The sequence below is a fragment of the Perlucidibaca aquatica genome, assembly GCF_001676655.1.
In the GTDB taxonomy this organism is placed as follows: domain Bacteria; phylum Pseudomonadota; class Gammaproteobacteria; order Pseudomonadales; family Moraxellaceae; genus Perlucidibaca; species Perlucidibaca aquatica.
On record NZ_LZDB01000002.1, the window covers coordinates 718535 to 740722 of the forward strand.

Below are 22188 nucleotides of genomic sequence, written 5' to 3' on the forward strand. Positions count from 1 at the left end.
TGTCGACTAGGCCATTAGTCAATCGGCGGCGCGACTGAATCATAAGAAAAATGAACGCATTGGGCTACAATGCGGCGATGAAACCGGACTGAGTGCAGTTATACGGTTCACTTATGTGTGGAGACGGTCTGTGCTGGAACTGCAAAACTTGGAAGCCTGGCGAGATGACCGCTGCCTGTATCAGGCCCTGTCGTTGACGCTGCGTCCGGGGCAGGTGGCGCAGATTTTGGGGCCTAATGGCGTCGGGAAAACAACACTACTCAAGCAAATTGCCGGCTTAAGCCAATTTATGAGCGGAAATATCCGCTGGCAACATCAATCGGTGAGTGCTGACTTGCAGCAATTTCAGCAGGATGTCTTATTTTTAGGGCATCTCGCCGGCATAAAATCGGTACTTACCGTGGCGGAAAATCTCAACATCCTAGCGGCATGCCGAGGTCAAACACTGACGGTAAGTCGCCTGGACCTGGCATTAAGCCGAGTGGGCTTGCGCGGCTATGACGATACGCCGGTAGCACAGCTCTCGGCAGGGCAAAAGCGCCGCGTGGCGCTTGCCCGCTTGTTCACCGAAGCGCCGTTGTTATGGTTACTCGACGAGCCGTTTACCGCCATTGATCAAGCCGGAGTTTGTGAATTGGAGGGCTGGCTGGCAGACCATGCAGAGCAGGGCGGTATGGTGTTGTTGACTACCCATCATCGCCTCAATCTTCGCTGCCCAGTGACCCCTATTGAGTTGATCCCGGCATGATGTTGCAGGCTGCTTTTCAGGTCTTTAAACGCGACCTTCGTTTGGGTTGGCGCCAGAGTGGTGAGTGGCTCAATCCACTTATTTTCTTTCTGATGGTGATTACGCTAGTGCCGTTGGCTATTAGCCCCGACCCAGCCCGTTTGCGCGAGTTAGCTGGCGGTATCATTTGGATTGCGGCATTGCTGGCAGTGCTTCTCGCGATGGATGGTTTGTTTCGTAGCGACTTTGATGACGGTACCTTGGAGCAATTGCTTCTCACCCCCGCGCCCTTGCCCTTGCTGGTCTTAGCTAAAGTGTTGGCGCACTGGCTGCAGACAGGCGTGGCGCTGGCTTTGCTGGCTCCGCTGGCGGGCGTGTTGTTGAATTTGCCGAGTTCAGTGCTTGTGGTGTTGGTGATGTCACTGCTCTTGGGCACGCTTACGCTGAGTCTGATCAGTGCCATTGGTGCGGCTTTAACGGTGGGTTTGCGTCGGGGCGGGGTATTGGTGCCACTGATAACCCTGCCCATGCACATCCCCGTACTCATTTTTGCTACGGCAAGCGTTCAGGCGTCGTTGTCGGGCTTGCCGGTAACGGGTTATTTAGCTTTACTCGGCGCGTTTCTCATACTGGCGTTGTGCTTGGCACCGCTGGCAGCTGCTGCGGCCTTGCGTTTAGCCGTGAGTGGGACTTAAGCATGTGCAGGAGACTGAGTTGATCGATTGGCTGCGTCGTCTCTGGGCGGCATTTGAAAGTACCGTAAGCCCTCGGCATTTTTATCAGCTTAGCGGTCGCTGGTTGCCCTGGTTTGCCTGGCCTGCTGCGCTGTTAATTAGCGTGGGCTTAGTCTGGGGGCTTGGAATTGCGCCTGCGGATTATCAGCAGGGCAATAGTTACCGCATCATATTCATTCATGTGCCTGCCGCGAGCCTGGCCATGGGTGGATATTTGCTGCTTGCCATATGCGGCGCCATCACATTGATTTGGCGCGTTAAAACCGCAGAAATGGTGGCAAAAGCGGCCGCGCCGGTTGGCGCCTTGTTTTGCTTGATGGCGCTAATCACGGGCTCGCTTTGGGGTAAGCCGACCTGGGGAACGTATTGGGTTTGGGATGCGCGACTCACCTCCATGTTGATTTTATTGTTCTTGTATTTGGGCGTCATGGCCTTGCAAAACGCCTTTGAGGAAGTCTCCCAAGGCAGTAAAGCGGCTGCCTTATTGGCGGTGGTGGGGGTGGTGAACCTACCCATCATTAAGTATTCCGTGGAGTGGTGGAACACCTTGCATCAGGGCTCGACGTTTCGCATTACTGAACGACCCACTATGCCGCCGGAAATGTACTTACCTTTACTGGTGATGTTTCTGGGTCTGTATGCCCTGTTTGCATCGTTAATATTGCTGCGTAGCCGTCAGGAAATTTTGCAGCGCGAGCGCAGAAGCCAATGGGTTCGTCAGCTTATTGAGGAGCCAAACCAATGAACTTTTATTTTTCCTCGTGGGCCGATTTTTTTGCGATGGGCGGGCACGGTCTTTATGTCTGGCTTGCCTATGGCGTGTTCTTCGGTGCGCTGGGTGTGTTGACCTGGCGCAGTGTTCAGGCGCCAAAGCGCTGGCGTCGGGAACAACAATTGTTGCTTAAACGTCAGCGTCAACATCAATAGGAGCTGTTATGCATCCCCAGCGTCGTCGTCGTCTGATTTGGATACTGTTGCTGCTGGCCGGTATTGGTTTGGCTGTCGGGTTAGCTAGCTATGCGCTGCGTCAGAACATCAATCTTTTTTATACGCCCTCACAGCTCATGGCTAAAGAGGCACCGGAAGGCGCACGCATTCAAGTAGGCGGACTGGTGGTGCAGGGTTCGGTTCAGCGTTCGCCGAATTCACTGGCTGTGCGCTTTGCTCTGAGCGACTTAAAGCAAACCGTATGGGTTGATTTCGAGGGCATCCTGCCTGACCTGTTTCGCGAAGGGCAGGGCATCGTGGCCAATGGCCGCTGGCAGGGTGGGGTAGTTAAGGCCGATGAGGTCTTGGCAAAGCACGATGAAAACTACATGCCACCCCAGGTCAAATCCGCTATCGAAGAGGCGGGGCATCCCGTTAAGCCCTGAGTGTTGGCTGCATGAAGTCTCCTTTGCCGGTTCGCCACGGCGTGGGTGCCAGCCGGCATGGGCTGCCCCCCGGTCAGTGGCCCAATCTATTTGCCTATTTGCTCCAGCGATTTCCCGGTGTTGCAGAGGCAGAGTGGCGGCATCGTTTTCTTAACGGCTTAGTTTGTGACGAGACTGGTCAGGCGTTAACGCTGAATAGTCCGTATCAGGCGGGGCGTGTGGTGTTTTATTACCGCGATTTGCCACCAGAGCCTGTTATTCCCTTTGCCGCGAATATCTTGTTTGAAGACGATCATCTGTTGGTAGCCGACAAGCCGCATTTTCTGCCTGTCACGCCCGCTGGGCGTTTTCTCTCTGAAACCTTGTTAACGCGGTTGCGTCGTGAAACCGGTATTGATGATTTGGTGCCGCTGCACCGTATCGATCGGGAGACTGCAGGTTTGGTGCTTTTCTCCAAACGTCCAGTGAGTCGCGAGCAGTATTCGGCACTATTTCGAGAGCGCCGAATCAATAAAGTCTATGAAGTGATCGCACCGCTTAATCCGCGCCTTAGCTTTCCATTGCGTTATTGCTCGCATCTGCAAGCAGGCACACCGTTTTTCCGAATGGAGACGGGTGACGGCGTGGCCAACAGTGAAACTTTCATTGAGCTGTTAATGGCTCAGTCCGGGTGGGGGCATTTTCTCGTGCGGCCTGTCACCGGCCGAAAGCATCAGATTCGCGTGCATTTTGCGGCGCTCGACATGCCGATTTTATTTGATGCGATCTATCCCATCGTATGGCCCGAAATCGAAGCAGATCAGATAACCTATGATCGTCCTCTGCAGTTGCTGGCTTCACAGTTGTCTTTTGATGACCCGTTGACTGGAGCGCCGCGCAGCTTCAAGAGTGAGCGTCAGCTGCTTTCATTAAGTGATCCCTTATTGGCCAATTTAAAATGACCGCCCATGAATAAGCGCGTATTACGCCTGTTAGTCGCGTTGTTTTTATTACCCGGTTCGGCGTATGCGGAATGGCAGGTCACGGTCACGCCTGAACATCTTCAGGATGCGCTTGAGCTCAGTGTTTCCGAGCTCAACCTGACGGATGCCAGTAAAGCGGATGTTTTCGTGGCCGATGCCACGAGCAAAGTGAAGCAAACCTTGGAGGCCTTCGGCTATTACGACCCCGAAGTTTCGATTCAGACCCATCAAAATACACACAGGTTGGTGGTTAACGCGGGGCCACCCGTTCGTTTGCGCGTGATCAATATCCAGGTGGTGGGAGCGGCTGAGCGCGATGAGCGTTTTAAACCCCCGGCATTCCCACAAGCCACCGGAGATGTGCTTCAACACAGCCAATACGAGTCTTTTAAGCAGCAACTTGAAGAGCGCGCGTTGGAGCGAGGCTATTTTGATAGTCGCTGGTTGGTCAGTAGCATCGAGGTCAATTTACAAGAGCGAGTCGCCGATGTGTATCTGGGTTTTGATAGCGGTGAGCGTTATCAATTTGGCCCCATCAGTTACCGCGAAGTCGATGGCAAACCCCTGCGCGCACTGAATGCGCTGCAATTGGCGACGCTAACACCTTTTAAAACGGGGGATGCCATTAGCAGTCGCCAGCTTTTTCAGCTGCAAAAAAACCTGATCGAAACCCGCTATTTTCGCGAAGCCCAAGTGTCTTTTCGGCGTGACCAAACCCTGAACCGACAAGTGCCCGTTGAGGTAGTCGTTGATAGCCGCTTACCCAGTTTGTATTCCTTCGGCTTAGGCTTCGCGACCGATGTTGGTCCTAAATTACAGGGGGAGTGGCAGCGACCCTTGCTGAACCGTCAGGGACACGGGGTGCAAGTCACAACGGAGTTGGCTGCGGCCCGCCAAAGCGGCGAGATTCGCTACCGTATGCCGTGGAAGCATCCGTTGGAGGATCGGTTGGAGTTTGCCTTAGGTCTGCAAGAGGATCGAATTGAAGATACCGATTCCGTGCAAACCGTGGTCAGTGTGCAGCGTGTGTTGGATCCACGGCGGGGGTGGCAACGAAGTTTTGGTCTGCGCCTAGTCGATGAGCGTTTTCAGCGCGACAGTGGTGAAAAAGGGGCTGAGCGTATCCTGGCACCGTATGCCTCGTTTAATCGAGTACAAAGTCAGGGAGGTATTGATCCCCTTCGTGGTACCCGCCTGTTCTTTCAGACTGAATTTGCCAGTCAAGCCTTGGTGTCGACCTCAGATTTTGTGTCTTTACGCAGTGGTTTTCGCTGGCTGAATACCTATCAAGATCGTCACATGTTGTTGATACGTGGCGATGCTGGCGCGATTCTCAGCACCGATTTTGAGCGTGTGTCTCCCAGCCTGCGATTTTATGCCGGAGGCGATAATAGTGTGCGAGGCTTTGATTTCCGTAGCCTGTCGCCACGCAACAGCCTCAATGAAACCATAGGCGGGCAGTACCTGTTGGCTGCCTCAGTGGAGTACAACTGGCGCTGGCGTCCTACTTGGCGTCCCGCAGTCTTTGTGGATGTAGGTAATGCCTTTAGTCAGGCCAGTGATGCCAATCTCGGGACTGGTGTGGGTGTGGGCATTCGATGGATATCCCCTGTGGGTCCGATCCGAGCTGATCTGGCTTCAGCGGTCTCCGAGCCAGGAGCTCCATTGCGCCTTCATTTAACCATTGGCTCGCCCCTATGAGCGATACAGCCATACCCATGCCAAGCCTAAAGGCCCGTGTGCTGGGGGTTGCCCGTTTCTTGCTGCGCTGGACCCTGCGCGCTCTGTGGATGCTGAGCATCCAAGTCTTTCTTGCCCTCATGTTATTGCTGGTATGGGTCGGCGCCAGTGAGTCGGCTCCGCGTTGGCTTTGGCAAGAGTTTGGCCAAGCGGTGCCGGCACTGCGCATCAGCGGCATTGAAGGGCGGTTTTTGACGGGCTTGTCCCTGCATTCCGTGCAATGGCAAAACGACAAGCTGGGCATTGAGGCCAACAACATTACGCTCAGTTGGCTACCCACAAATCTGTTGCACGGCAGTGTTGATATTGCTCAGGCCCATATTGAGTCCTTGAGAGTAGAGCAGTTACGTCAACCCGATGAAACCACGGAGCCCTTAGCGCCCATTCACGTCGATTTGCCATTTGCGTGGTATTTGCACGATGTGCAGATGAAGAAACTCACGTGGCAAGGTTGGCAGGCTGAGCCTGTGGAGTTTAATACGCTGGCACTCAGTGCCTCTGGCTCCGGTACACAGGTGAATATCGATTCCCTCTCGCTGGCCGCTTTCGATGTACAACTTCAGGCATCGGGAAAACTTTCCCTGCAGGATTATGTGCCCATGGAGTTGGCTTTATCCGCTAAAAACCCTGTAATTCCGTGGCAAAAACAAGCGCTTACTGTTCAAGGCGCTCTCGATGCATTGCAGATAAAAACCCAAGGGCCGGCAAAATGGCCGTTGACGCTGTCTGCCCAATTGAATCTTGTGCGGGTCCAACCAAGCTTCAAGGCGAATCTATCGTGGCCGTCCTGGTCACCTGAAGGGCTGACGGATTGGCTAATTCAGCCTGGCAAGCTCATGGTTTCCGGAGACCTGAAGCAGGCAAAGGGCACGCTCGATTTAAACCTGCGCTTAAAGGAGAGTGCCGCGTTACCTTGGCCCAAAGCGTGGCCACGGCGTGCACAGCTGGCAGGCCCATTTTCGTGGCAGCTAGATCAAGGCGCAACGAATGCTCAGGTGAACTGGCTGGGTCAATTTGGTGGTATGCCCTGGCAGCTCAAGGGGAGTTATCAGCAGGGCAATTCGGGCGCTGCCGAACTGGACATGCGTTTAGCCGATAGTCGCTTACGCGTCAGTGGGTTGCCGGCTACGGGTTCGCGTTTTGAGCTGAATGTGCCGGCATTACAGCGTTTTCAAAGTGAGTTTTCCGGTGCGGTTAAGTTGCAAGGCCAGTGGCGCGGCTTGATCGATGGCAAGGGTCAGATGACGGCCCAGCTCGACCAAATTGGGCAGGGTGAGCAACAACTCTGGCGTCAATTAGTGGTGGACTTGCGTGGCAGTGTGAAGGATCAAACCACCGATATTCGCTTGAGCCGGGACGACGTAACCGCTCAGGCATTGCTGCGTGGCCGCTTGATCACCAATGACCCGTTAAGCTGGCAGGGCCAGTTGCTTCGAGCGGAGATTGATACGCCGGCGGCAGGACGCTGGTTTTTACTGGCACCCTCGGCAATGCGACTGTCGGCGACCACGCAGCAACTCGGCCAGCAATGCTGGCAGCAACAGCCCTATACGATTTGCGCTGACGCAAACTTAAGTCCTGAGCGCTGGCTGGCCAAATTGACGCTGGATGGCGGTCGCCTTGGCAGTGCGGCCATTAACTTGCGTCGTAACCCCAAAGTCGCAGAGCCACCGCTGGATATCGATGTTGTGATTAAGGCGCTGCACTTGAGCGCTTTGCCGGTGGCATTACCACAGGGCCTATCTGTCGCGGGGCAGGTCTCGGGTGCGCTACGCGCGTCGGGCAACCTGAAACAACCGAAAGCGAATGGCCAATTAATGTGGCAGGACGGCGAAGTTAAGTTGCCGGAATTTGCGATTGACTGGCGGCCTATCACACTGAAAGCTAACTTTACGGGCGACCGCGTAAATTGGGTCGGGGATTTGCGCGACCAAGAACAGGGAAGGGCCACCCTCACAGGCACGGCCTCGCTCAGCAAAGAGTGGCAAGCCACCCTGCAAATTCAAGGGGAGCAATTAAGTGCAGGCTTAAGACCGATGGCGCGCTTTCGCTTTAGTCCCGATTTAACCCTCGACGCCAGTGCCAAAGCGGTCAAAATCCGAGGCCAAGTCCAAGTGCCGTTTGCGCGGGTAAAGCTGGAGGATTTCAAAGCGGCTGCGGCCAAGCCTAGCGCCGATGCCGTCATCGTGATGAACCGTCAGGGGCAAGATCCGCGACTGAAAACCACGCCGTTGGAGGCGATGGCGATTGATGCCTACGTCACTATCCTGATGGGTGACGATGTGCGCGTTTCCGGTCGTGGTTTAGATACCTCTTTACAAGGTCGGTTAGCGGTTACGCAAAGCCCGGGGAGCTTTGTGGCGGCGAATGGCGAGTTGAGATTTGGCTCGGATGCCTACTTTGAAGCCTATGGTCAACGCCTGACTATTCGTACCGGACGCTTCTTGTTTGCCGGTCCGATTGGGCGCCCTGATATTAATCTCGAAGCGGTGCGTGTCGTCGATGATGTTACTGTGGGGCTACGAATTACGGGTCGTACTCCGAATACCAGCGCGTCGCTTTTTTCTGACCAGAGCATGTCCCAGGAAGAAATGCTTTCTTACCTCGTGCTGGGCCGATCATTAAGTAATACCGGTGCACCGACCCCCGCCGAACAACAGGCACTTGCGTTGGGCGCAGCCCTCAAGCTCACCGGTCGCACCGGAATTTTTGAGAAGCTGGGCTCGCAACTCGGCGTGGAAGGCTTTGCGTTAAGCACGGAAGGCGACAGTAGCGACACCAAAGTCGCTATCTCCGGCAATTTAAGCAAGAAGCTTTTTATTAGCTTTGGCATTGGCTTATTCGACCAGTCCCAGTCCGTGAAATTGCGCTATCGCCTATCGCCTAAGCTCTCACTGGAGGCATTGACCTCGCTGGAATCGGCCGTAACGCTGTTCTACACCTTCAGACGCTAGTATTTACGCTGAATTTTCGCGTTGCTTTTTGCGCTGAGAGGGGGCTTTCGCTACACTCCAGCGCTTAATTTCGTGCCCCTACGCGGGCCTTCATCCAGACAGAGGACATACCATGCCGGTCATTACCTTGCCCGACGGCTCGCAGCGCAGTTTCGATCATCCGGTCAGCGTGACCGAGGTCGCAACGAGCATCGGCCCCGGTCTGGCTAAGGTCACTCTGGCGGGCAAGATTTCTTACGCCGGTGCTGAGCCTCGTTTGATCGATGCCTGTGACCTCATTGATGCGGATGCGTCTTTGCAGATCATTACGCCCAAGGACGAAGCCGGCCTGGAAATCATTCGTCACTCGTGCGCGCATTTGGTTGGTCATGCTGTAAAGCAGCTGTACCCCACAGCCAAAATGGTGATTGGCCCGGTCATTGCCGAAGGTTTCTACTACGACATCGCTTTTGAGCGCCCCTTCACGCCAGACGATATGGCCGCCATTGAAGCGCGCATGAACGAACTCATCGCCAAGGACTACGACGTCATCAAGAAAATGACGCCACGTGCTGAGGTGGTGGATGTGTTTACGGCGCGGGGCGAAGACTACAAGCTGCGTCTGGTCGATGACATGCCGGACGAGCAGGCCATGGGCCTGTACTATCACGAAGAATATGTGGATATGTGTCGTGGCCCGCACGTGCCCAATACCCGCTTCCTTAAGGTCTTTAAGCTGACCAAGCTCTCTGGTGCCTACTGGCGCGGTGATGCCAAGAATGAGCAGTTGCAGCGCGTCTACGGTACGGCTTGGGCCGACAAGAAGCAGCTTGCTGCCTATATTCAACGCATTGAAGAAGCTGAAAAGCGCGATCACCGTAAAATCGGCAAGGCCCTCGACCTGTTCCATCTCCAAGAAGAAGCGCCGGGCATGGTGTTCTGGCATCCGAATGGCTGGACGATTTATCAGCAAGTCGAGCAGTACATGCGTCGTGTGCAGCGCGAGCACGGTTATGTTGAAGTGAAAACCCCGCAAGTGGTGGACCGCGTGCTCTGGGAGCGCTCGGGCCACTGGGGCAACTACGCTGAAAACATGTTCACAACCAGCTCGGAAAACCGTGATTACGCGGTGAAGCCGATGAACTGCCCCTGTCATATCCAGGTGTTCAATCAGGGCCTGAAGTCGTATCGAGATCTGCCGTTGCGTATGGCCGAGTTCGGCGCCTGCCATCGCAATGAGCCATCGGGCGCATTGCACGGCATCATGCGTGTGCGCGGCTTCGTGCAGGATGACGCGCATATTTTCTGCACTGAAGAACAGGTGCGTCAGGAAGCCGCTGACTTTATTAAGCTCACACTGAAAGTCTATGCTGACTTCGGCTTCACCGATGTTTCGCTGAAGCTGTCCACACGCCCGGCCAAGCGTATTGGCAGCGAAGAGCAATGGGACCGCGCCGAAAGTGCTTTGGCTGCAGCATTAGATGAGTCGGGCTTGGACTGGCAGTACCAGCCGGGCGAGGGTGCTTTCTACGGTCCTAAAATCGAATTTACCTTGCACGACTGCATTGGCCGAGCGTGGCAATGTGGCACCTTGCAGTACGATCCGAACTTGCCAGAGCGCCTAGATGCCAGCTTTATCGCCGAAGATAGTAGCCGTCAGCGCCCCATCATGTTGCATCGCGCCATCCTCGGTTCTTTTGAGCGATTTATTGGCATGTTGCTGGAAAACTACGCGGGAATTTTGCCACCGTGGTTGTCGCCGGTCCAAGTTTGCGTGATGAATATCACCGACAAACAGGCCGATGAGGTGCAAAACATTGAAAAAGCATTGAAATCTCAAGACATTCGCGCCATTAGCGACTTGAGAAACGAGAAGGTTGGCTATAAAATCCGCGAGCGCACGCTCCAACGCGTCCCCTATTTATTGGTGGTCGGTGAGCGTGAAGCAGAACAAGGTACTGTGGCGGTACGCACACGCAAAGGCGACGATCTCGGGGTCATGACCGTAGACGCATTTGTCGAGCTATTAGCTGCAGACATCGCCCGTAAGGGTCGGACTGTGGAGAACGAACATTAAGCCGGAAAAGCAGCAGGGTCGCGATAAGCGCGCACTCATTAACGCGGACATCAAGCACCGTGAAGTTCGACTGATTGACCAGAATGGCGAGCAGGTAGGTATCGTTGCCATTCGTGAAGCACTGGCTGCCGCTGAGGCCGTCCAGTTGGATCTGGTTGAAATCGTCGCCGATGCCGAGCCGCCTGTTTGCCGGATCATGGACTACAACAAGTTCGTGTTCGAGAAAAAGCAGCAAGCTAAGGAAGCCCGCAAGAAGCAGCACCAGGTGCAGATTAAGGAGATCAAACTCCGTCCTGGTACTGAAGAAGCCGACTACCAAGTGAAGCTACGCAATATCGTACGTTTTCTTGAAGACGGCGATAAGTGCAAGATTACACTGCGTTTTCGCGGACGCGAGATGGCGCATCAGGAGCTGGGTCTTAAGCAGCTTCAACGTATCGAGGTCGATCTGGCCGAGATCGGGGTTGTGGAACAACACCCGAAACTGGAAGGGCGCATGATGGGCATGCTCATCGGCCCCAAGAAAAAGCGGTAAGTCGGCAAGACGCTGATTTGCAACTTACCCCCAAGTCTCCCGAACGCTATCTGCGGATCGTTCGGCAAAGGCTGCAAGGGTCACTAACGAGGTAAGATATGTCTGCAAAGATTAAAACCCGTCGGGGCGCTGCAAAGCGTTTCTCGAAGACGGCGAATGGCTTCAAGCGTAAGCAAGCTAACAAGCGCCACATCCTCACCAAGAAGTCGGCGAAGCGCATTCGTCAGCTGCGTCCTATGTCCATGGTTTCGGCCTCGGATACCGGTCGTGTGCTGGCTATGTTGCCGAACCTGTAAGCTGACGGAGGATAGAAAATGGCTCGTGTAAAGCGTGGCGTAGTTGCCCACCGTCGTCATAAAAAAGTTCTGGATCGCGCTAAGGGTTACTACGGTGCCCGTTCACGCGTTTATCGCGTAGCGTTCCAGGCGGTCATCAAGGCTGGTCAATATGCCTACCGTGACCGTCGCCAGAAAAAGCGTCAGTTCCGTGCCCTCTGGATTGCTCGTATCAACGCCGCTGCGCGTCTGAACGGTCTGTCCTATAGCCGTCTCATCAACGGCCTGAAGAAGGCATCGATTGAAATCGACCGTCGTGTACTGGCTGATATCGCCGTGCATGATGCTGCCGGTTTCAGTGCAATTGCCGAGAAGGCGAAAGCCAGCCTCGCAGCCTGATGCGGTCAGTGTTGATCAGCGCGCTGTGATGGCGTGTTGACAGCACGCACGAAGGGGAAGGGCATTGCGTTCTTCCCCTTTTTGTTTTTCTAAAGCATGCCTACTTGAGGCTGCAGTTGAGGAAACAGTCGGTCATGACGGATTTGCACACTCTGGTAGCTCAGTTACAGACTGATGTCGCACGGGCACAAGATGCCGCCGCCGTTGAGGCGCTGCGCGTTCAGTATCTGGGCAAAAAAAGTCAACTCAGCGACTTATCAAAGCGCATGGGTCAGCTTGGCGAAGAAGAGCGTCGAGCCTTTGGGGCTGAGTTAAATGCCGCACGTGAAGCCATCACCAGCAGTCTGAATGATCGCAAGAATGTTCTGGCGGAGGCGGCCCTGTCAGCGCGTCTGCTAGCAGAACAGGTGGATGTAACGCTGCCCGGACGCGGCCAGTTGCCCGGCGGTCTGCACCCAGTGACACGTGTCATGGAGCGCATCGAAGACTTCTTCACCCGTGTGGGTTTTACCGTAGCCGATGGTCCAGAAGTGGAAGACGATTTCCATAACTTCGAAGCCTTGAACATTCCCTCGCACCATCCCGCACGGGCAATGCACGACACGTTTTATTTCGACGCCACCCGACTGCTGCGTACGCATACTTCGCCGGTCCAGGTACGTGTCATGGAAAGCCAGCAACCACCTATTCGTATCGTCTGCCCTGGTCGCGTTTACCGCTGCGATTCCGACCTCACGCATTCGCCCATGTTCCATCAGGTCGAAGGCTTGTTGATTGATGAAAATGTGAGCTTTGCCGACCTCAAGGGCGTAATCGAGGATTTCCTGCGCGTGTTCTTTGAAAAAGAGCTTCAGGTGCGTTTCCGTCCGTCCTACTTTCCCTTCACCGAACCTTCTGCCGAAGTCGATATTCAGTGCGTGATGTGCAACGGCGCCGGGTGTCGTGTCTGTAAGCAGACCGGCTGGCTGGAAGTCTTGGGTTGCGGCATGGTGCATCCGCAGGTGCTAAAGAACTGTGGTATTGATCCAGACAAATTCCAAGGCTTTGCCTTCGGCATGGGCGTGGAGCGCTTTGCCATGTTGCGTTACGGCGTGAATGATTTGCGTCTATTCTTTGACAACGATGTCAGGTTCTTACGTCAATTTGCCTGATGTTTGTTTGTTAAACTATTGATATTAATGTTTTTGTCTGACCAATCAGACGAGTGAGCCAGCCATGCAATTCAGCGAACAGCGCCTACGCGCCCTCGTTAATCCAGCCGTCGATACCGCCGCGCTGGCGCACCAGCTCACCATGGCAGGTTTAGAAGTTGACGCCATCGTGCCGGTTGCTCCTGCGTTTAATGGGGTGGTGATTGGCGAAATTCTCAGTGCCGAGCAACACCCAAACGCCGATAAGCTGCGCGTCACGCTGGTCAATATTGGTGCTGAGCAACCTCTGCAGATCGTCTGTGGTGCTAGCAATGCGCGTCCTGGCATTCGCATCCCTGTTGCGACCGTGGGCGCAGTATTACCCGGTGAGTTTCGCATTAAAGATGCGAAACTGCGCGGGGTCGACTCTTTCGGCATGCTCTGCGCTGAGCAGGAGCTAGGCTTGGCGGAGTCTTCCGATGGACTTTGGGAGCTCCCGGCAGATGCACCTATTGGTCAAGACATTCGCCACTATTTGCAGCTCGATGACCATTTAATTGAGCTCGGCTTAACACCCAATCGTGGCGACTGTTTGAGTATGCGCGGTCTGGCTCGTGAAACGGCAGCCGTTTTTGGTCTTGACTACACTCCATCGCCGATTGCGGCCGTGCCAGCGAGTCATGACCGTTCTTTGCCGGTCTCGATTAATGCGCCGGTAGCTTGCCCGCGCTATGTATCCCGCGTGATTGATGGTATCGACAATACTCAGGCCAGCCCTTTGTGGCTGGTGGAAGCGCTGCGTCGCTCAGGCGTGCGTAGCTTAGGCCCGGTCGTGGATGTCACCAATTTCGTCATGCTGGAGCTGGGTCAACCCATGCACGCGTTTGACCGTGCTCAGCTCGCCGGTGGTTTAACCGTGCGTCAGGCACAAGCCGGTGAAGCGCTGACGCTGCTCGATGGTCAAACCATAAGCCTGCGCGAGCAAACAGTGGTGATTGCCGATGAGCAACAAGCCTTAGCGTTGGCTGGCATCATGGGCGGCCAATCCAGTGCCGTGAGCACCGCGACGACGTCTATTGTGCTCGAAGCGGCCTTCTTCCAGCCCTTGGCGTTGGCTGGCGAGGCGAGACGCTACGGCCTGCACACCGATTCATCGCATCGCTTTGAGCGGGGCGTGGATTTTGAGTTGCCACGACTGGCCATTGAGCGCGCAACTGCCTTATTACTCGAGCTCGTAGGTGGTGCCGCAGGGCCAGTCACTGACGTGAATGATGTGGCACAGCTGCCCAAGCGTGAGGCGATTGTCTTGCGCGCCCAGCGAATTGCTCAGGTGCTGGGCTTTGCTCTCGTGGATGCGGATGTGGTTGCCTATCTCGGTCGTCTTGGCTGCCGCGTGACTGCTGCAGAGCAGGGCTGGCTGGTGGTGCCGCCTAGCCACCGCTTCGATTTGACGATCGAGGTCGATCTCATCGAAGAGCTCGCCCGTCTTTATGGCTACAACCGCTTGCCAGTGACAGCACCGATGGCGCCTGTTCGCTTGTTGCCTCAGCCCGAGAACCAAACCTCTCTGCGTCGCCTGAAGCGCGCGTTGGTAGACATGGGCTATCAAGAGGCCATCACCTTCAGCTTCATCGAGGCAGGTTTACAACAGCAATTCGATCCCGGCATCCATCCGTGGGCATTGGCCAATCCGTTATCGGCAGAGCTTGCCGTCATGCGCACCAGCCTGTGGCCAGGCCTCGCCATGGCCGTATTGCACAACCAAAGCCGTCAGCAAAGCCGCGTTCGTTTATTCGAGGCCGGTTTGCGCTTTACACCAACGGCTGATGGTCTTGAGCAGGTGCCAATGCTGGCAGGTATCGTGAGTGGAGATGCCTTTTCAGCGTCGTGGAATAACCCGAAGAATTCGCTCGATTTCTTTGATGTAAAAGGAAATATTGAGGCCTTACTGCAATTGTGCGGCATACAGGGCGAGTTCTCCGCCTGTGCGCATCCCGTGCTGCATCCGGGCCAATCGGCAGCAATTAGTGTAGATGGCAAACGCATTGGCTCTATGGGCGCCTTGCATCCAAGCGTTATTGAAGCACTGGGTTTAACGGGGCCGGTCTATGTGTTTGAGCTGCAGCAGTCAGCGCTCGTGCTGGGCAGTCTCCCGAAATTTAAGCCACTGTCGCGCTTTCCAGCCGTGAGCCGAGACCTCGCCTTAGTTGTTCCTGATACGGTGTCTGCCGCTGACGTTTTAGCGGTGGTGCGTCAGCAAGCGGGCGAGGTGTTGCGTGATTTGAGCGTGTTCGATGTGTACCGCGGTCAGGGTGTTGCTGAAAATCATTACAGTTTGGCCTTGTCATTGACTTGGCAAGACACGGAACGCACACTACAGGACGCTGAAATCCAAGCTTTGGTAGATACTATTTTGCATTCTGCATCAGCGACTTGCGGCGCAATATTGCGTAGCTAATGAGCTTATGTAGTTGATAGAGAATTTAACATGAGCGCATTGACCAAGGCCGAAATGGCTGAACGCTTGCACGATGCTTTGGGCTTAAACAAACGCGAAGCCAAAGAGTTGGTCGAGCAGTTTTTCGAAGAAATTCGGCAGGCGCTGGTCGATGGCCATCCCGTTAAGCTGTCTGGCTTTGGCAATTTTGAGTTGCGCGATAAACGCCAGCGCCCGGGTCGTAACCCTAAAACGGGTGAGGAAATCCCTATCACTGCGCGTCGCGTAGTGACATTCCGTCCAGGCCAGAAACTCAAGCAACGGGTAGAGGGTCATGTCGGACATCCATCTGCCTGATAGCTCACTGCCAGAAATTCCAGGCAAACGTTACTTCACCATTGGTGAGGTCAGCGACCTGTGCGCGGTCAAATCGCATGTCTTGCGCTACTGGGAGCAGGAATTTACCCAGCTTAAGCCGGTAAAGCGTCGCGGCAACCGTCGTTACTATCAGCGTCAAGACGTCCTGCTTATTCGGCAAATTCGTGATTTGCTCTATCTGCAGGGCTACACCATACAGGGTGCACGCCAGCAGTTGTTAGACCCTAAGGCGGTGGTTTCTGCCGTGCTCAAGCGCGAGTCAGTGACAGCGCAAGCGGGTGATGACGTTGGCAATGACCCTGAAGCGCGCTCGACGGATAGTGCTACATCGGCAGCGCCGAGCTTAGGCAGTCAAACGCCCGAAACGGTTTGGCACTTGGCCGTTGAAGAAATGATTGATGACTTGCAAGATATTGCTCAGATGTTGAGCCATCCGCACTGATTCAGTCTAGACAAGCCCAAGCATTTCAGTATCATGCACTCTTCGTGAATATGTCGGGGCATAGCGCAGCTTGGTAGCGCACTTGCCTGGGGGGCAAGGGGTCGCAGGTTCAAATCCTGCTGTCCCGACCACGATTCCACTTAAAAGCCTGTACTGCGTACGGGCTTTTTTGTTTTCAGCCCTAGCGAAACATCAATTCCTATCCTAGAACTCCTGAGCAAGCTCAAGTAGTGGGTTTAGCATCCCTTCGTTTAGGAGTTTCATCATGAAGAAATGGATTTTGATTAGTGCACTTGCGTTGGCTAACCCTTTGTTCACGTTGCCCGCCTTGGCGTCTCCGACGGCCGTGAGTAAGGCTAGTGCGACCACGCCATCGTCTCGTTCCGCAAGCAACCAAGTGAATATCAATACGGCAGACGCCAAGACGCTATCTGATGTATTAGTCGGCATTGGGCCTGCGAAAGCTCAGGCGATTGTTGAGTGGCGTAAAAAGAATGGCCCGTTCAAGTCATCAGCCGCTTTGGCAGATGTTTCTGGGGTTGGACCAGCGCTCATTGAGCGAAATAAGGACCGAATTAGGCTGAAGTAGCCGCAAGAAATGCTGAGCAGGCGCAAGCAGACTGCACTTGAGATGGGCTATCTGCTTGCATCGCTTTTTCGTTTTTTTATGAATTTAGTCACAGCATGTGTTTAGCGAGTAGGCGAATGCGCATCGAACTTCAAAGACTTAGCTGAAATCCAACATTTGCATATTTGTTTCAGGGTTGACAAATATAAGAGTTTGTTTTTATTGAATTATTTTAATTTGGTTAAAATTTAATCAATATGTGTTGGAGCCCGCATCTGTGCTTGTACAAAGCAGATACAATTGAGCTATCAACAGACTTATCCACAGCTTTTGTGGACAACTTCTGACGCCTTACAAAGCCTGTATTTATGCTGGATTCGCTAACCGCTCAGGCAATATGCTGTGTTTTTGTATGCGGTTTTAATCCCGTTGACCCTCAAAAGTTAAACGGTAGTTTTTTGGCGATGAATGGTAAATTGATGGTCATCAGGCATGCGACAGTCAGTATTCACCGTGACTGGGCCATTGTTTCTTCCGTTTGGAGAACTTGTTTGTGTTAAACGCGTTATGGCTTCTATTTTTTGCGCTCAGTGTTGCCATGACGGCCTACCAAGCTATTTTTCTAGGCGATATCGATAGCTTTGGACGTTTGGTTCAAGCTTGGTTTGCCGCCGCCAAAACCAGTGTTGAAATCAGTGTCGGCTTAGTTGGCATCATGACTTTGTGGTTGGGGCTTTTTAAGGTTGCGGAGCATGCGGGTTTAGTTAGTGTGCTAGGCCGCTGGCTTCAACCCTTGCTCAGCCGGTTAATGCCCGAGGTGCCGGCTGGTCATCCGGCATTTGGCGCCGTCACGATGAATTTGTCTGCTAACTTTCTTGGACTAGACAACGCCGCAACGCCTTTAGGCTTGCAAGCTATGCGGGAGTTGCAAAAGCTCAACCCGGAGCCTGAACGTGCGACCAAGGCTCAGTCCTTGTTTTTGGTCTTGAATGCGTCTTCTGTCACGCTAATTCCTGTATCTATTTTTCTGTACCGTGCCCAGCAAGGCGCCCCGGATCCGGCTAGTGTTTTTCTGCCGATCTTAATGGCAACTTCGGCCTCAACGATCGCTGGCCTATTAGCTATTTGCTATATGCATAAAATTTCCCTTTGGGATCGCGTTGTACTCGCTTATGCCGGCGGATTTGCTGTGATCATGGCCGCCATCATTTCCTTGTTGACGAGTCTGCCGCCAACGCAAATGGGACCCATGTCGGGCGCGCTGGGGAATACCTTGCTGGTTGCGGTCATAGCGATTTTTCTCTTCGCTGGTTATGCCCGCAAACAACCGGTTTATGAACAGTTTATTGACGGTGCACGGGAAGGCTTTCAAACAGCGATTGGTCTCATTCCCTATTTGTTGGCTATGTTGGTCGCGATTGGCGGTCTTCGCGAGAGTGGTGTCCTTACCCTCCTGTTAGATGGCATGGTGTTTCTGCTGGAACTTTTTTCGCTACCAACGGAGTTTGTCCCCGCGTTAACCACGGCGTTTATGAAGCCACTGTCGGGCAGTGGTGCCCGCGCCATGATGTTAGAGACCATGCAAACCTATGGTGTAGACAGTTTTCCTGCACTGGTGGCTGCCATTGTGCAGGGCTCATCTGAAACCACGTTTTATGTCATTGCGGTTTACTACGGCGTGGTCGGCATTAAGCGCGATAGAGGGGCGTTGGCGGGTGGTTTAATTGCCGATCTGGCAGGCTGCTTAACGGCGATCTTTGCAGCCTATTGGTTTTTCCCTCCGACGCTCTAAACCCTCGTCGATGTTGGGTCTTGATGCGCTAGAATGTTCAAAGTGCTTATTTATTGAGGTTGTTTTATGCGGCGCGTGGTGTTCAATCAAAAAGGTGGCGTAGGGAAGTCCAGTATTACCGTTAATCTCGCCGCCATCAGTGCTGCACAAGGTCGACGCACACTGGTGTTAGATCTAGACCCTCAGTGCAATGCGAGTCAGTATTTATTGGGTGATGCCGCGATTTTTGAACGAGACAAGCCGGAGCTAACGCCCAATATTGGGCAATTTTTTGCGCAGTCACTGACGTTTAAATCGAAGGAAAAGCCACTTTCAGAGTTTGTGCATCCCACACCGTTTAGTCACTTGTTTGTGATTCCTTCCAATCCTGAGCTTCGTGAAATTGAACACCTGCTGGAGTCTAAGCATAAGATCTATAAGCTATCTGCTGCGTTGCAGCAGCTGACTCATAGCTATGATGAAATCTTTATTGATACGCCACCGGCATTCAATTTTTATACCTTGTCGGCATTGATTGCGGCGGAGCGTTGCCTGATTCCTTTCGACTGTGATGCCTTTTCAAGACGCGCACTCTATACGTTAATGGAAAACGTCCATGAGACTTGCAGTGATCACAATAAGGACCTGAGCATCGAAGGTATCATCATCAATCAATTCCAACCCAGAGCTTCCCTGCCTGTAAAGCTCGTGAATGAGCTTCGTGCTGAAGGGCTGCCGGTGCTGGATCCTGCGCTGTCATCTTCCGTGGTTATGAAAGAGTCGCATCAACTGTGTATGCCTTTGATCCACCATGCGCCTAAGCACAAATTGACCCAGGAGTTTGTCGCCCTGTTTGCCACCTTGTCGGGTGCGGCGGCGTAACCGTAGTGCTCCTAGCCCAGGGCTTTAAACTGGGCTAGGGTGAACTCGCGCGCTTCCGCGTGGTTTACGATCGGACGCGGGTAGCGTGCAAAGAGGGGGCTCATGCCTTTGCTATGTGGCTCGTGCAGTAGCTTCCCAGTTAGCCCCTTAAGCTCTGGCACAAATCGCAAAATGAACTCACCATCGGGGTCAAACTTTGGCCCTTGCAAGGTCGGGTTGAAGATACGGAAGTAGGGCGCCGCATCATTTCCAGTGGAAGCCGCCCATTGCCATCCGCCATTATTTGCCGCTAAGTCGCCATCAATCAGATGTTGCATAAAGTGACGCTCACCCCAGCGCCAATCAATAAACAAATCCTTGCTTAGAAACATCGCCACAATCATGCGCAGACGATTGTGCATCCAACCGGTAGCTTTTAACTGGCGCATGGCAGCATCCACAATGGGATACCCCGTTCTGCCTTCACACCACGCTTGAAACAGTGCGTCATCGTGACGCCAAGGCAGTGCATCGGTTTCTCGTTTGAAGGCCTGGTGTCTGCACACATGAGGAAAGCCAATCAAAATGTGCTTATAAAAATCGCGCCAGCATAACTCGCTGATCCAGACATCACAGCCCGCCCGTGCTGCAGCGCCTTGCTGCGCCGCTTGCTGAGCGAGCACGAGGCACTGGCGTGCAGACAAAATCCCCGCAGCTAAATATGGCGATAAGGTACTGGTGCCATTGATAGCCGGGTAATTACGTTTTTGATCGTAGAGGGCTACATCATCGGCAATGAAGGCTTGCAGGCGCTGCCAGGCATGAGCTTCGCCCACTGGCCATAGGGTTTCTGCGGTTTCTGCACTGATAATGTTGGGCAAGCCACCCCATTGATCCGGGATGATGTCCGACACACTAAGACGTTGAACGCGAGCTTTCGGTACGGGGAGTAATCGTACGGGTTGCTCGTGAAGCTGGACTAACCAGTTGCGTTTAAACGGCGTAAAAACGGTGTAATAGCGCCTATCTTGGGTCTGCACGCTGCCCGGCGGCAAAATGCATAAGTCTTCATGCCAATGGCAGTCTATACCTAGGTCGCTAAGGGCATCCTTCACTGCGCTATCGCGGCGTTGCTCATGAATCTCATACTGGCGATTGGCGTGTAAAACGCTAATGCCGCTGGATTGAACAAGAGCAGCAATACGCTTGGGTAAATCGGCGTAGCGGGGTGCTTGAATAATGACGAGCGGAATATTTAAGGCGTCTAAGTCGCGCTGTAACTCCGCGAGATGACGGCGCTCAAAATCCACGCGAACACCGGCAACATCGTGCTCAATCCATTGTTCTGGGGTAATGCAATAGAGCGCGGTGACAGCAGTGTCTTTGGATTCACAGGCAGCGAAAAGCGCACGGTTATCGGCACAGCGCAGATCTTGTCGGAACCACATTAAGGCATGCGTCATGATGATTTCAGTGCTCTCGACGCCATGCATTAATGGCCTGTCGTATGGAAGGTAAATCATGGAAAAAGCGAACCGCTTCGACCGTTTTCCGTGTTGATCTCAAGGATGCGCCACCGCCCCATATTTGCACAGACAAAGGTAATCGAAAGCGCAGTTCTTCCAAATACTCAATAGCCTTGCTGGTGGGGTAGGAGGCACTAAACGATATGGCCACGATGTGCATCTTGTGACGCGTAACGGCTTGAGCGACATCGCGCACAGGCATCTGGGCACCGTAACAAACGGCATCGACGTTATCTAATCGTAGAATGGCTTCCACCATCAGAATACCGAGGGTGTGGGTTTCCTCGGGGGGCGTCGCCAGTAAGACGCGGGGAGGTTGCGTCGCCTCTCGAAGATTACTGATGGCTTGTCGCATCAGCGATTGCACTTGTTCGGTAAACAAATGCTCCTCATGAACTTCCAGCAAGCCCCGCATCCAGGCATCGCCCACAATAAAATTGGCGTACTGCAGGAAATCGAGGACAAAGCTCTGCAGACCCATTTTAATGAGTTGATGCGACAAGTAATCTCTAAGTTGTCCTAAGTCACGGGACTTCAGGGTACTTAGTAGTTCTTGCTCAAGCTCAGGTGAGCTATCAAAGCTGGCTTTACCTTGCGATTTAAGCAGCCGCTCCAACTCTTCTGTATTGAGCAAAATTATTTTGCCCGGACGAAAGCCAAAATCGATGAGACGGCGGAGCAGGCGCAACTTGGCCACCTGAGGCATGGGGTAAATGCGATCGCCTTGCGCATCGCGTTCTGGCACGGGAAAGCCATAACGCCGCTCCCACATACGCAGCAACTCTTTAGAGACCCCTGTCTCACGTTCTACGGCGTTAATAGGGAGTCGTACCGCTGTCTCTTCTGCGAGGCTGAGTGCCTCGGGGATGCTTTCGGCTACCACGGTCATTTTTGCGCTCGCTTTTTTAATGCCTTAAGTACAAACCCAATAACGGGGAGCTTTTCGTAGAGCTCCTCTGAGGCATCCCAATAATCTCGGTGGTAAATCACTAACCCCGTGCTGCCGAAGCGCAAATGTGAGCTGCCAACAATGCACCATGCTTTGCCGCGCCAGTTAAAGAGGAAGTGCCAGGTCAAAACCGATTGGCGTTTATCGTCGTCACAAATTTGCTCTTGAATGACAAAGCGGGGCTGCTCAAATTCAGTAAACATATCCTGAAAAATCAATTGAATACGAGCAACATCGCGGACTTCGTTAAACGGGTCTTTGAAGTAGGCTTCGGCCTCGTAAAATTGCTCAATCTGGCCCAGTGATTGGGGGCTAAGCGACTCAAACCAAGTCGCAAGGTTTTGCGTTAAGGCATGTGTGGATGTGCTCAT

21 protein-coding genes, 1 tRNA gene and 1 pseudogene are annotated in these 22188 nt (G+C 53.7%); 20 read left to right on the top strand and 3 right to left on the bottom strand.

Features of this window, described 5'->3' with window-relative positions:
* Positions 1-130 precede the first annotated feature (130 nt).
* The 20 genes and pseudogenes from ccmA to A8710_RS07200 all read left to right on the top strand — a co-directional run bounded on the left by ccmA (position 131) and on the right by A8710_RS07200 (position 19363).
* Positions 131-748 carry a cytochrome c biogenesis heme-transporting ATPase CcmA gene (ccmA, locus tag A8710_RS07105; protein ID WP_068859152.1) on the top strand — a complete coding sequence of 206 codons (618 nt, stop codon included), beginning with the start codon at positions 131-133 and terminating at the stop codon, positions 746-748.
* Positions 748-1422, top strand: coding sequence for a heme exporter protein CcmB (ccmB, locus tag A8710_RS07110; protein WP_198341683.1), 675 nt, complete (start codon positions 748-750; stop codon positions 1420-1422). The genes ccmA and ccmB overlap by 1 nt, the downstream gene beginning before the upstream one ends.
* A 19-nt stretch (positions 1423-1441) precedes the next feature.
* Entirely contained in the window at positions 1442-2206 is a 765-nt protein-coding gene (locus A8710_RS07115; protein ID WP_319822946.1) for a heme ABC transporter permease, read from the top strand.
* Positions 2203-2388, top strand: a complete 186-nt coding sequence (ccmD, locus tag A8710_RS07120; protein ID WP_068859158.1) for a heme exporter protein CcmD — start codon at positions 2203-2205, stop codon at positions 2386-2388. Before A8710_RS07115 ends, ccmD begins: the two co-directional genes overlap by 4 nt.
* Before the next feature lie 8 nt (positions 2389-2396).
* Positions 2397-2834: a cytochrome c maturation protein CcmE gene (gene ccmE / locus A8710_RS07125; protein ID WP_068859161.1), complete on the top strand. Its 438-nt coding sequence runs from the start codon at positions 2397-2399 to the stop codon at positions 2832-2834.
* A gap of 11 nt (positions 2835-2845) precedes the next feature.
* Positions 2846-3775, top strand: a complete 930-nt coding sequence (locus tag A8710_RS07130; protein WP_068859164.1) for a pseudouridine synthase — start codon at positions 2846-2848, stop codon at positions 3773-3775.
* Between the two features lie 6 nt (positions 3776-3781).
* Entirely contained in the window at positions 3782-5497 is a 1716-nt protein-coding gene (locus tag A8710_RS07135; protein ID WP_068859167.1) for an autotransporter assembly complex protein TamA, read from the top strand.
* A gap of 17 nt (positions 5498-5514) precedes the next feature.
* Entirely contained in the window at positions 5515-8490 is a 2976-nt protein-coding gene (locus A8710_RS07140) for a translocation/assembly module TamB domain-containing protein (RefSeq protein WP_068859170.1), read from the top strand.
* A gap of 112 nt (positions 8491-8602) precedes the next feature.
* Entirely contained in the window at positions 8603-10546 is a 1944-nt protein-coding gene (gene thrS, locus A8710_RS07145; protein ID WP_068859172.1) for a threonine--tRNA ligase, read from the top strand.
* Positions 10542-11081, top strand: a complete 540-nt coding sequence (infC, locus tag A8710_RS07150; RefSeq protein ID WP_082968715.1) for a translation initiation factor IF-3 — start codon at positions 10542-10544, stop codon at positions 11079-11081. Before thrS ends, infC begins: the two co-directional genes overlap by 5 nt.
* A 98-nt stretch (positions 11082-11179) precedes the next feature.
* Positions 11180-11377 carry a 50S ribosomal protein L35 gene (gene rpmI / locus A8710_RS07155; protein ID WP_068859178.1) on the top strand — a complete coding sequence of 66 codons (198 nt, stop codon included), beginning with the start codon at positions 11180-11182 and terminating at the stop codon, positions 11375-11377.
* Positions 11378-11395: 18 nt separating this feature from the next.
* Complete coding sequence (rplT, locus tag A8710_RS07160; protein WP_068859181.1) at positions 11396-11755, top strand: 50S ribosomal protein L20; 360 nt, start codon at positions 11396-11398, stop codon at positions 11753-11755.
* A gap of 134 nt (positions 11756-11889) precedes the next feature.
* Positions 11890-12906, top strand: coding sequence for a phenylalanine--tRNA ligase subunit alpha (gene pheS, locus A8710_RS07165; protein WP_068859184.1), 1017 nt, complete (start codon positions 11890-11892; stop codon positions 12904-12906).
* Positions 12907-12970: 64 nt separating this feature from the next.
* A complete protein-coding gene (pheT, locus tag A8710_RS07170; protein WP_068859187.1) occupies positions 12971-15343 on the top strand; it encodes a phenylalanine--tRNA ligase subunit beta in 2373 nt (790 codons plus the stop codon).
* A gap of 30 nt (positions 15344-15373) precedes the next feature.
* Positions 15374-15679 carry an integration host factor subunit alpha gene (ihfA, locus tag A8710_RS07175; RefSeq protein ID WP_068859189.1) on the top strand — a complete coding sequence of 102 codons (306 nt, stop codon included), beginning with the start codon at positions 15374-15376 and terminating at the stop codon, positions 15677-15679.
* Positions 15657-15932 (top strand): annotated as a pseudogene (locus tag A8710_RS12330) (MerR family transcriptional regulator); the annotation flags it as partial. The gene ihfA and the pseudogene A8710_RS12330, both read left to right, overlap by 23 nt.
* A 264-nt stretch (positions 15933-16196) precedes the next feature.
* Positions 16197-16273 (top strand) — tRNA-Pro (locus A8710_RS07185).
* A 134-nt stretch (positions 16274-16407) separates the two neighbouring features.
* Positions 16408-16731 (top strand): ComEA family DNA-binding protein, encoded by a 324-nt coding sequence (locus A8710_RS12085; RefSeq protein WP_082968717.1) that lies wholly within the window; start codon positions 16408-16410, stop codon positions 16729-16731.
* 532 nt (positions 16732-17263) lie between these two features.
* A complete protein-coding gene (locus A8710_RS07195) occupies positions 17264-18502 on the top strand; it encodes a nucleoside recognition domain-containing protein (protein ID WP_068859195.1) in 1239 nt (412 codons plus the stop codon).
* Positions 18503-18568: 66 nt separating this feature from the next.
* Positions 18569-19363 (top strand): ParA family protein, encoded by a 795-nt coding sequence (locus A8710_RS07200; RefSeq protein WP_068859197.1) that lies wholly within the window; start codon positions 18569-18571, stop codon positions 19361-19363.
* An 11-nt stretch (positions 19364-19374) separates the two neighbouring features.
* Here A8710_RS07200 and phrB read toward each other — a convergent pair whose 3' ends face one another.
* Genes phrB through A8710_RS07215 form a run of 3 tightly spaced genes read right to left on the bottom strand, consistent with a single transcriptional unit; the run spans position 19375 to position 22188 of the window.
* A complete protein-coding gene (gene phrB / locus A8710_RS07205) occupies positions 19375-20805 on the bottom strand; it encodes a deoxyribodipyrimidine photo-lyase (RefSeq protein WP_094078696.1) in 1431 nt (476 codons plus the stop codon).
* Between the two features lie 7 nt (positions 20806-20812).
* Complete coding sequence (locus tag A8710_RS07210) at positions 20813-21757, bottom strand: MerR family transcriptional regulator (protein ID WP_082968718.1); 945 nt, start codon at positions 21755-21757, stop codon at positions 20813-20815.
* On the bottom strand, positions 21754-22188 hold the full coding sequence (locus A8710_RS07215) for a nuclear transport factor 2 family protein (RefSeq protein ID WP_068859204.1): 435 nt from the start codon (positions 22186-22188) through the stop codon (positions 21754-21756). Before A8710_RS07215 ends, A8710_RS07210 begins: the two co-directional genes overlap by 4 nt.

Coding starts and splice junctions, on each gene's coding strand:
- ccmB (WP_198341683.1), top strand. CDS start 748: ATGTTGCAGGCTGCTTTTCAGGTCTTTAAACGCGACCTTCGTTTGGGT.
- ccmD (WP_068859158.1), top strand. CDS start 2,203: ATGAACTTTTATTTTTCCTCGTGGGCCGATTTTTTTGCGATGGGCGGG.
- ccmE (WP_068859161.1), top strand. CDS start 2,397: ATGCATCCCCAGCGTCGTCGTCGTCTGATTTGGATACTGTTGCTGCTG.
- A8710_RS07130 (WP_068859164.1), top strand. CDS start 2,846: ATGAAGTCTCCTTTGCCGGTTCGCCACGGCGTGGGTGCCAGCCGGCAT.
- A8710_RS07135 (WP_068859167.1), top strand. CDS start 3,782: ATGAATAAGCGCGTATTACGCCTGTTAGTCGCGTTGTTTTTATTACCC.
- A8710_RS07140 (WP_068859170.1), top strand. CDS start 5,515: ATGCCAAGCCTAAAGGCCCGTGTGCTGGGGGTTGCCCGTTTCTTGCTG.
- thrS (WP_068859172.1), top strand. CDS start 8,603: ATGCCGGTCATTACCTTGCCCGACGGCTCGCAGCGCAGTTTCGATCAT.
- rpmI (WP_068859178.1), top strand. CDS start 11,180: ATGTCTGCAAAGATTAAAACCCGTCGGGGCGCTGCAAAGCGTTTCTCG.
- rplT (WP_068859181.1), top strand. CDS start 11,396: ATGGCTCGTGTAAAGCGTGGCGTAGTTGCCCACCGTCGTCATAAAAAA.
- pheS (WP_068859184.1), top strand. CDS start 11,890: ATGACGGATTTGCACACTCTGGTAGCTCAGTTACAGACTGATGTCGCA.
- pheT (WP_068859187.1), top strand. CDS start 12,971: ATGCAATTCAGCGAACAGCGCCTACGCGCCCTCGTTAATCCAGCCGTC.
- ihfA (WP_068859189.1), top strand. CDS start 15,374: ATGAGCGCATTGACCAAGGCCGAAATGGCTGAACGCTTGCACGATGCT.
- A8710_RS12085 (WP_082968717.1), top strand. CDS start 16,408: ATGAAGAAATGGATTTTGATTAGTGCACTTGCGTTGGCTAACCCTTTG.
- A8710_RS07200 (WP_068859197.1), top strand. CDS start 18,569: ATGCGGCGCGTGGTGTTCAATCAAAAAGGTGGCGTAGGGAAGTCCAGT.
- phrB (WP_094078696.1), bottom strand. CDS start 20,805: ATGACGCATGCCTTAATGTGGTTCCGACAAGATCTGCGCTGTGCCGAT.
- A8710_RS07210 (WP_082968718.1), bottom strand. CDS start 21,757: ATGACCGTGGTAGCCGAAAGCATCCCCGAGGCACTCAGCCTCGCAGAA.
- A8710_RS07215 (WP_068859204.1), bottom strand. CDS start 22,188: ATGAGCACATCCACACATGCCTTAACGCAAAACCTTGCGACTTGGTTT.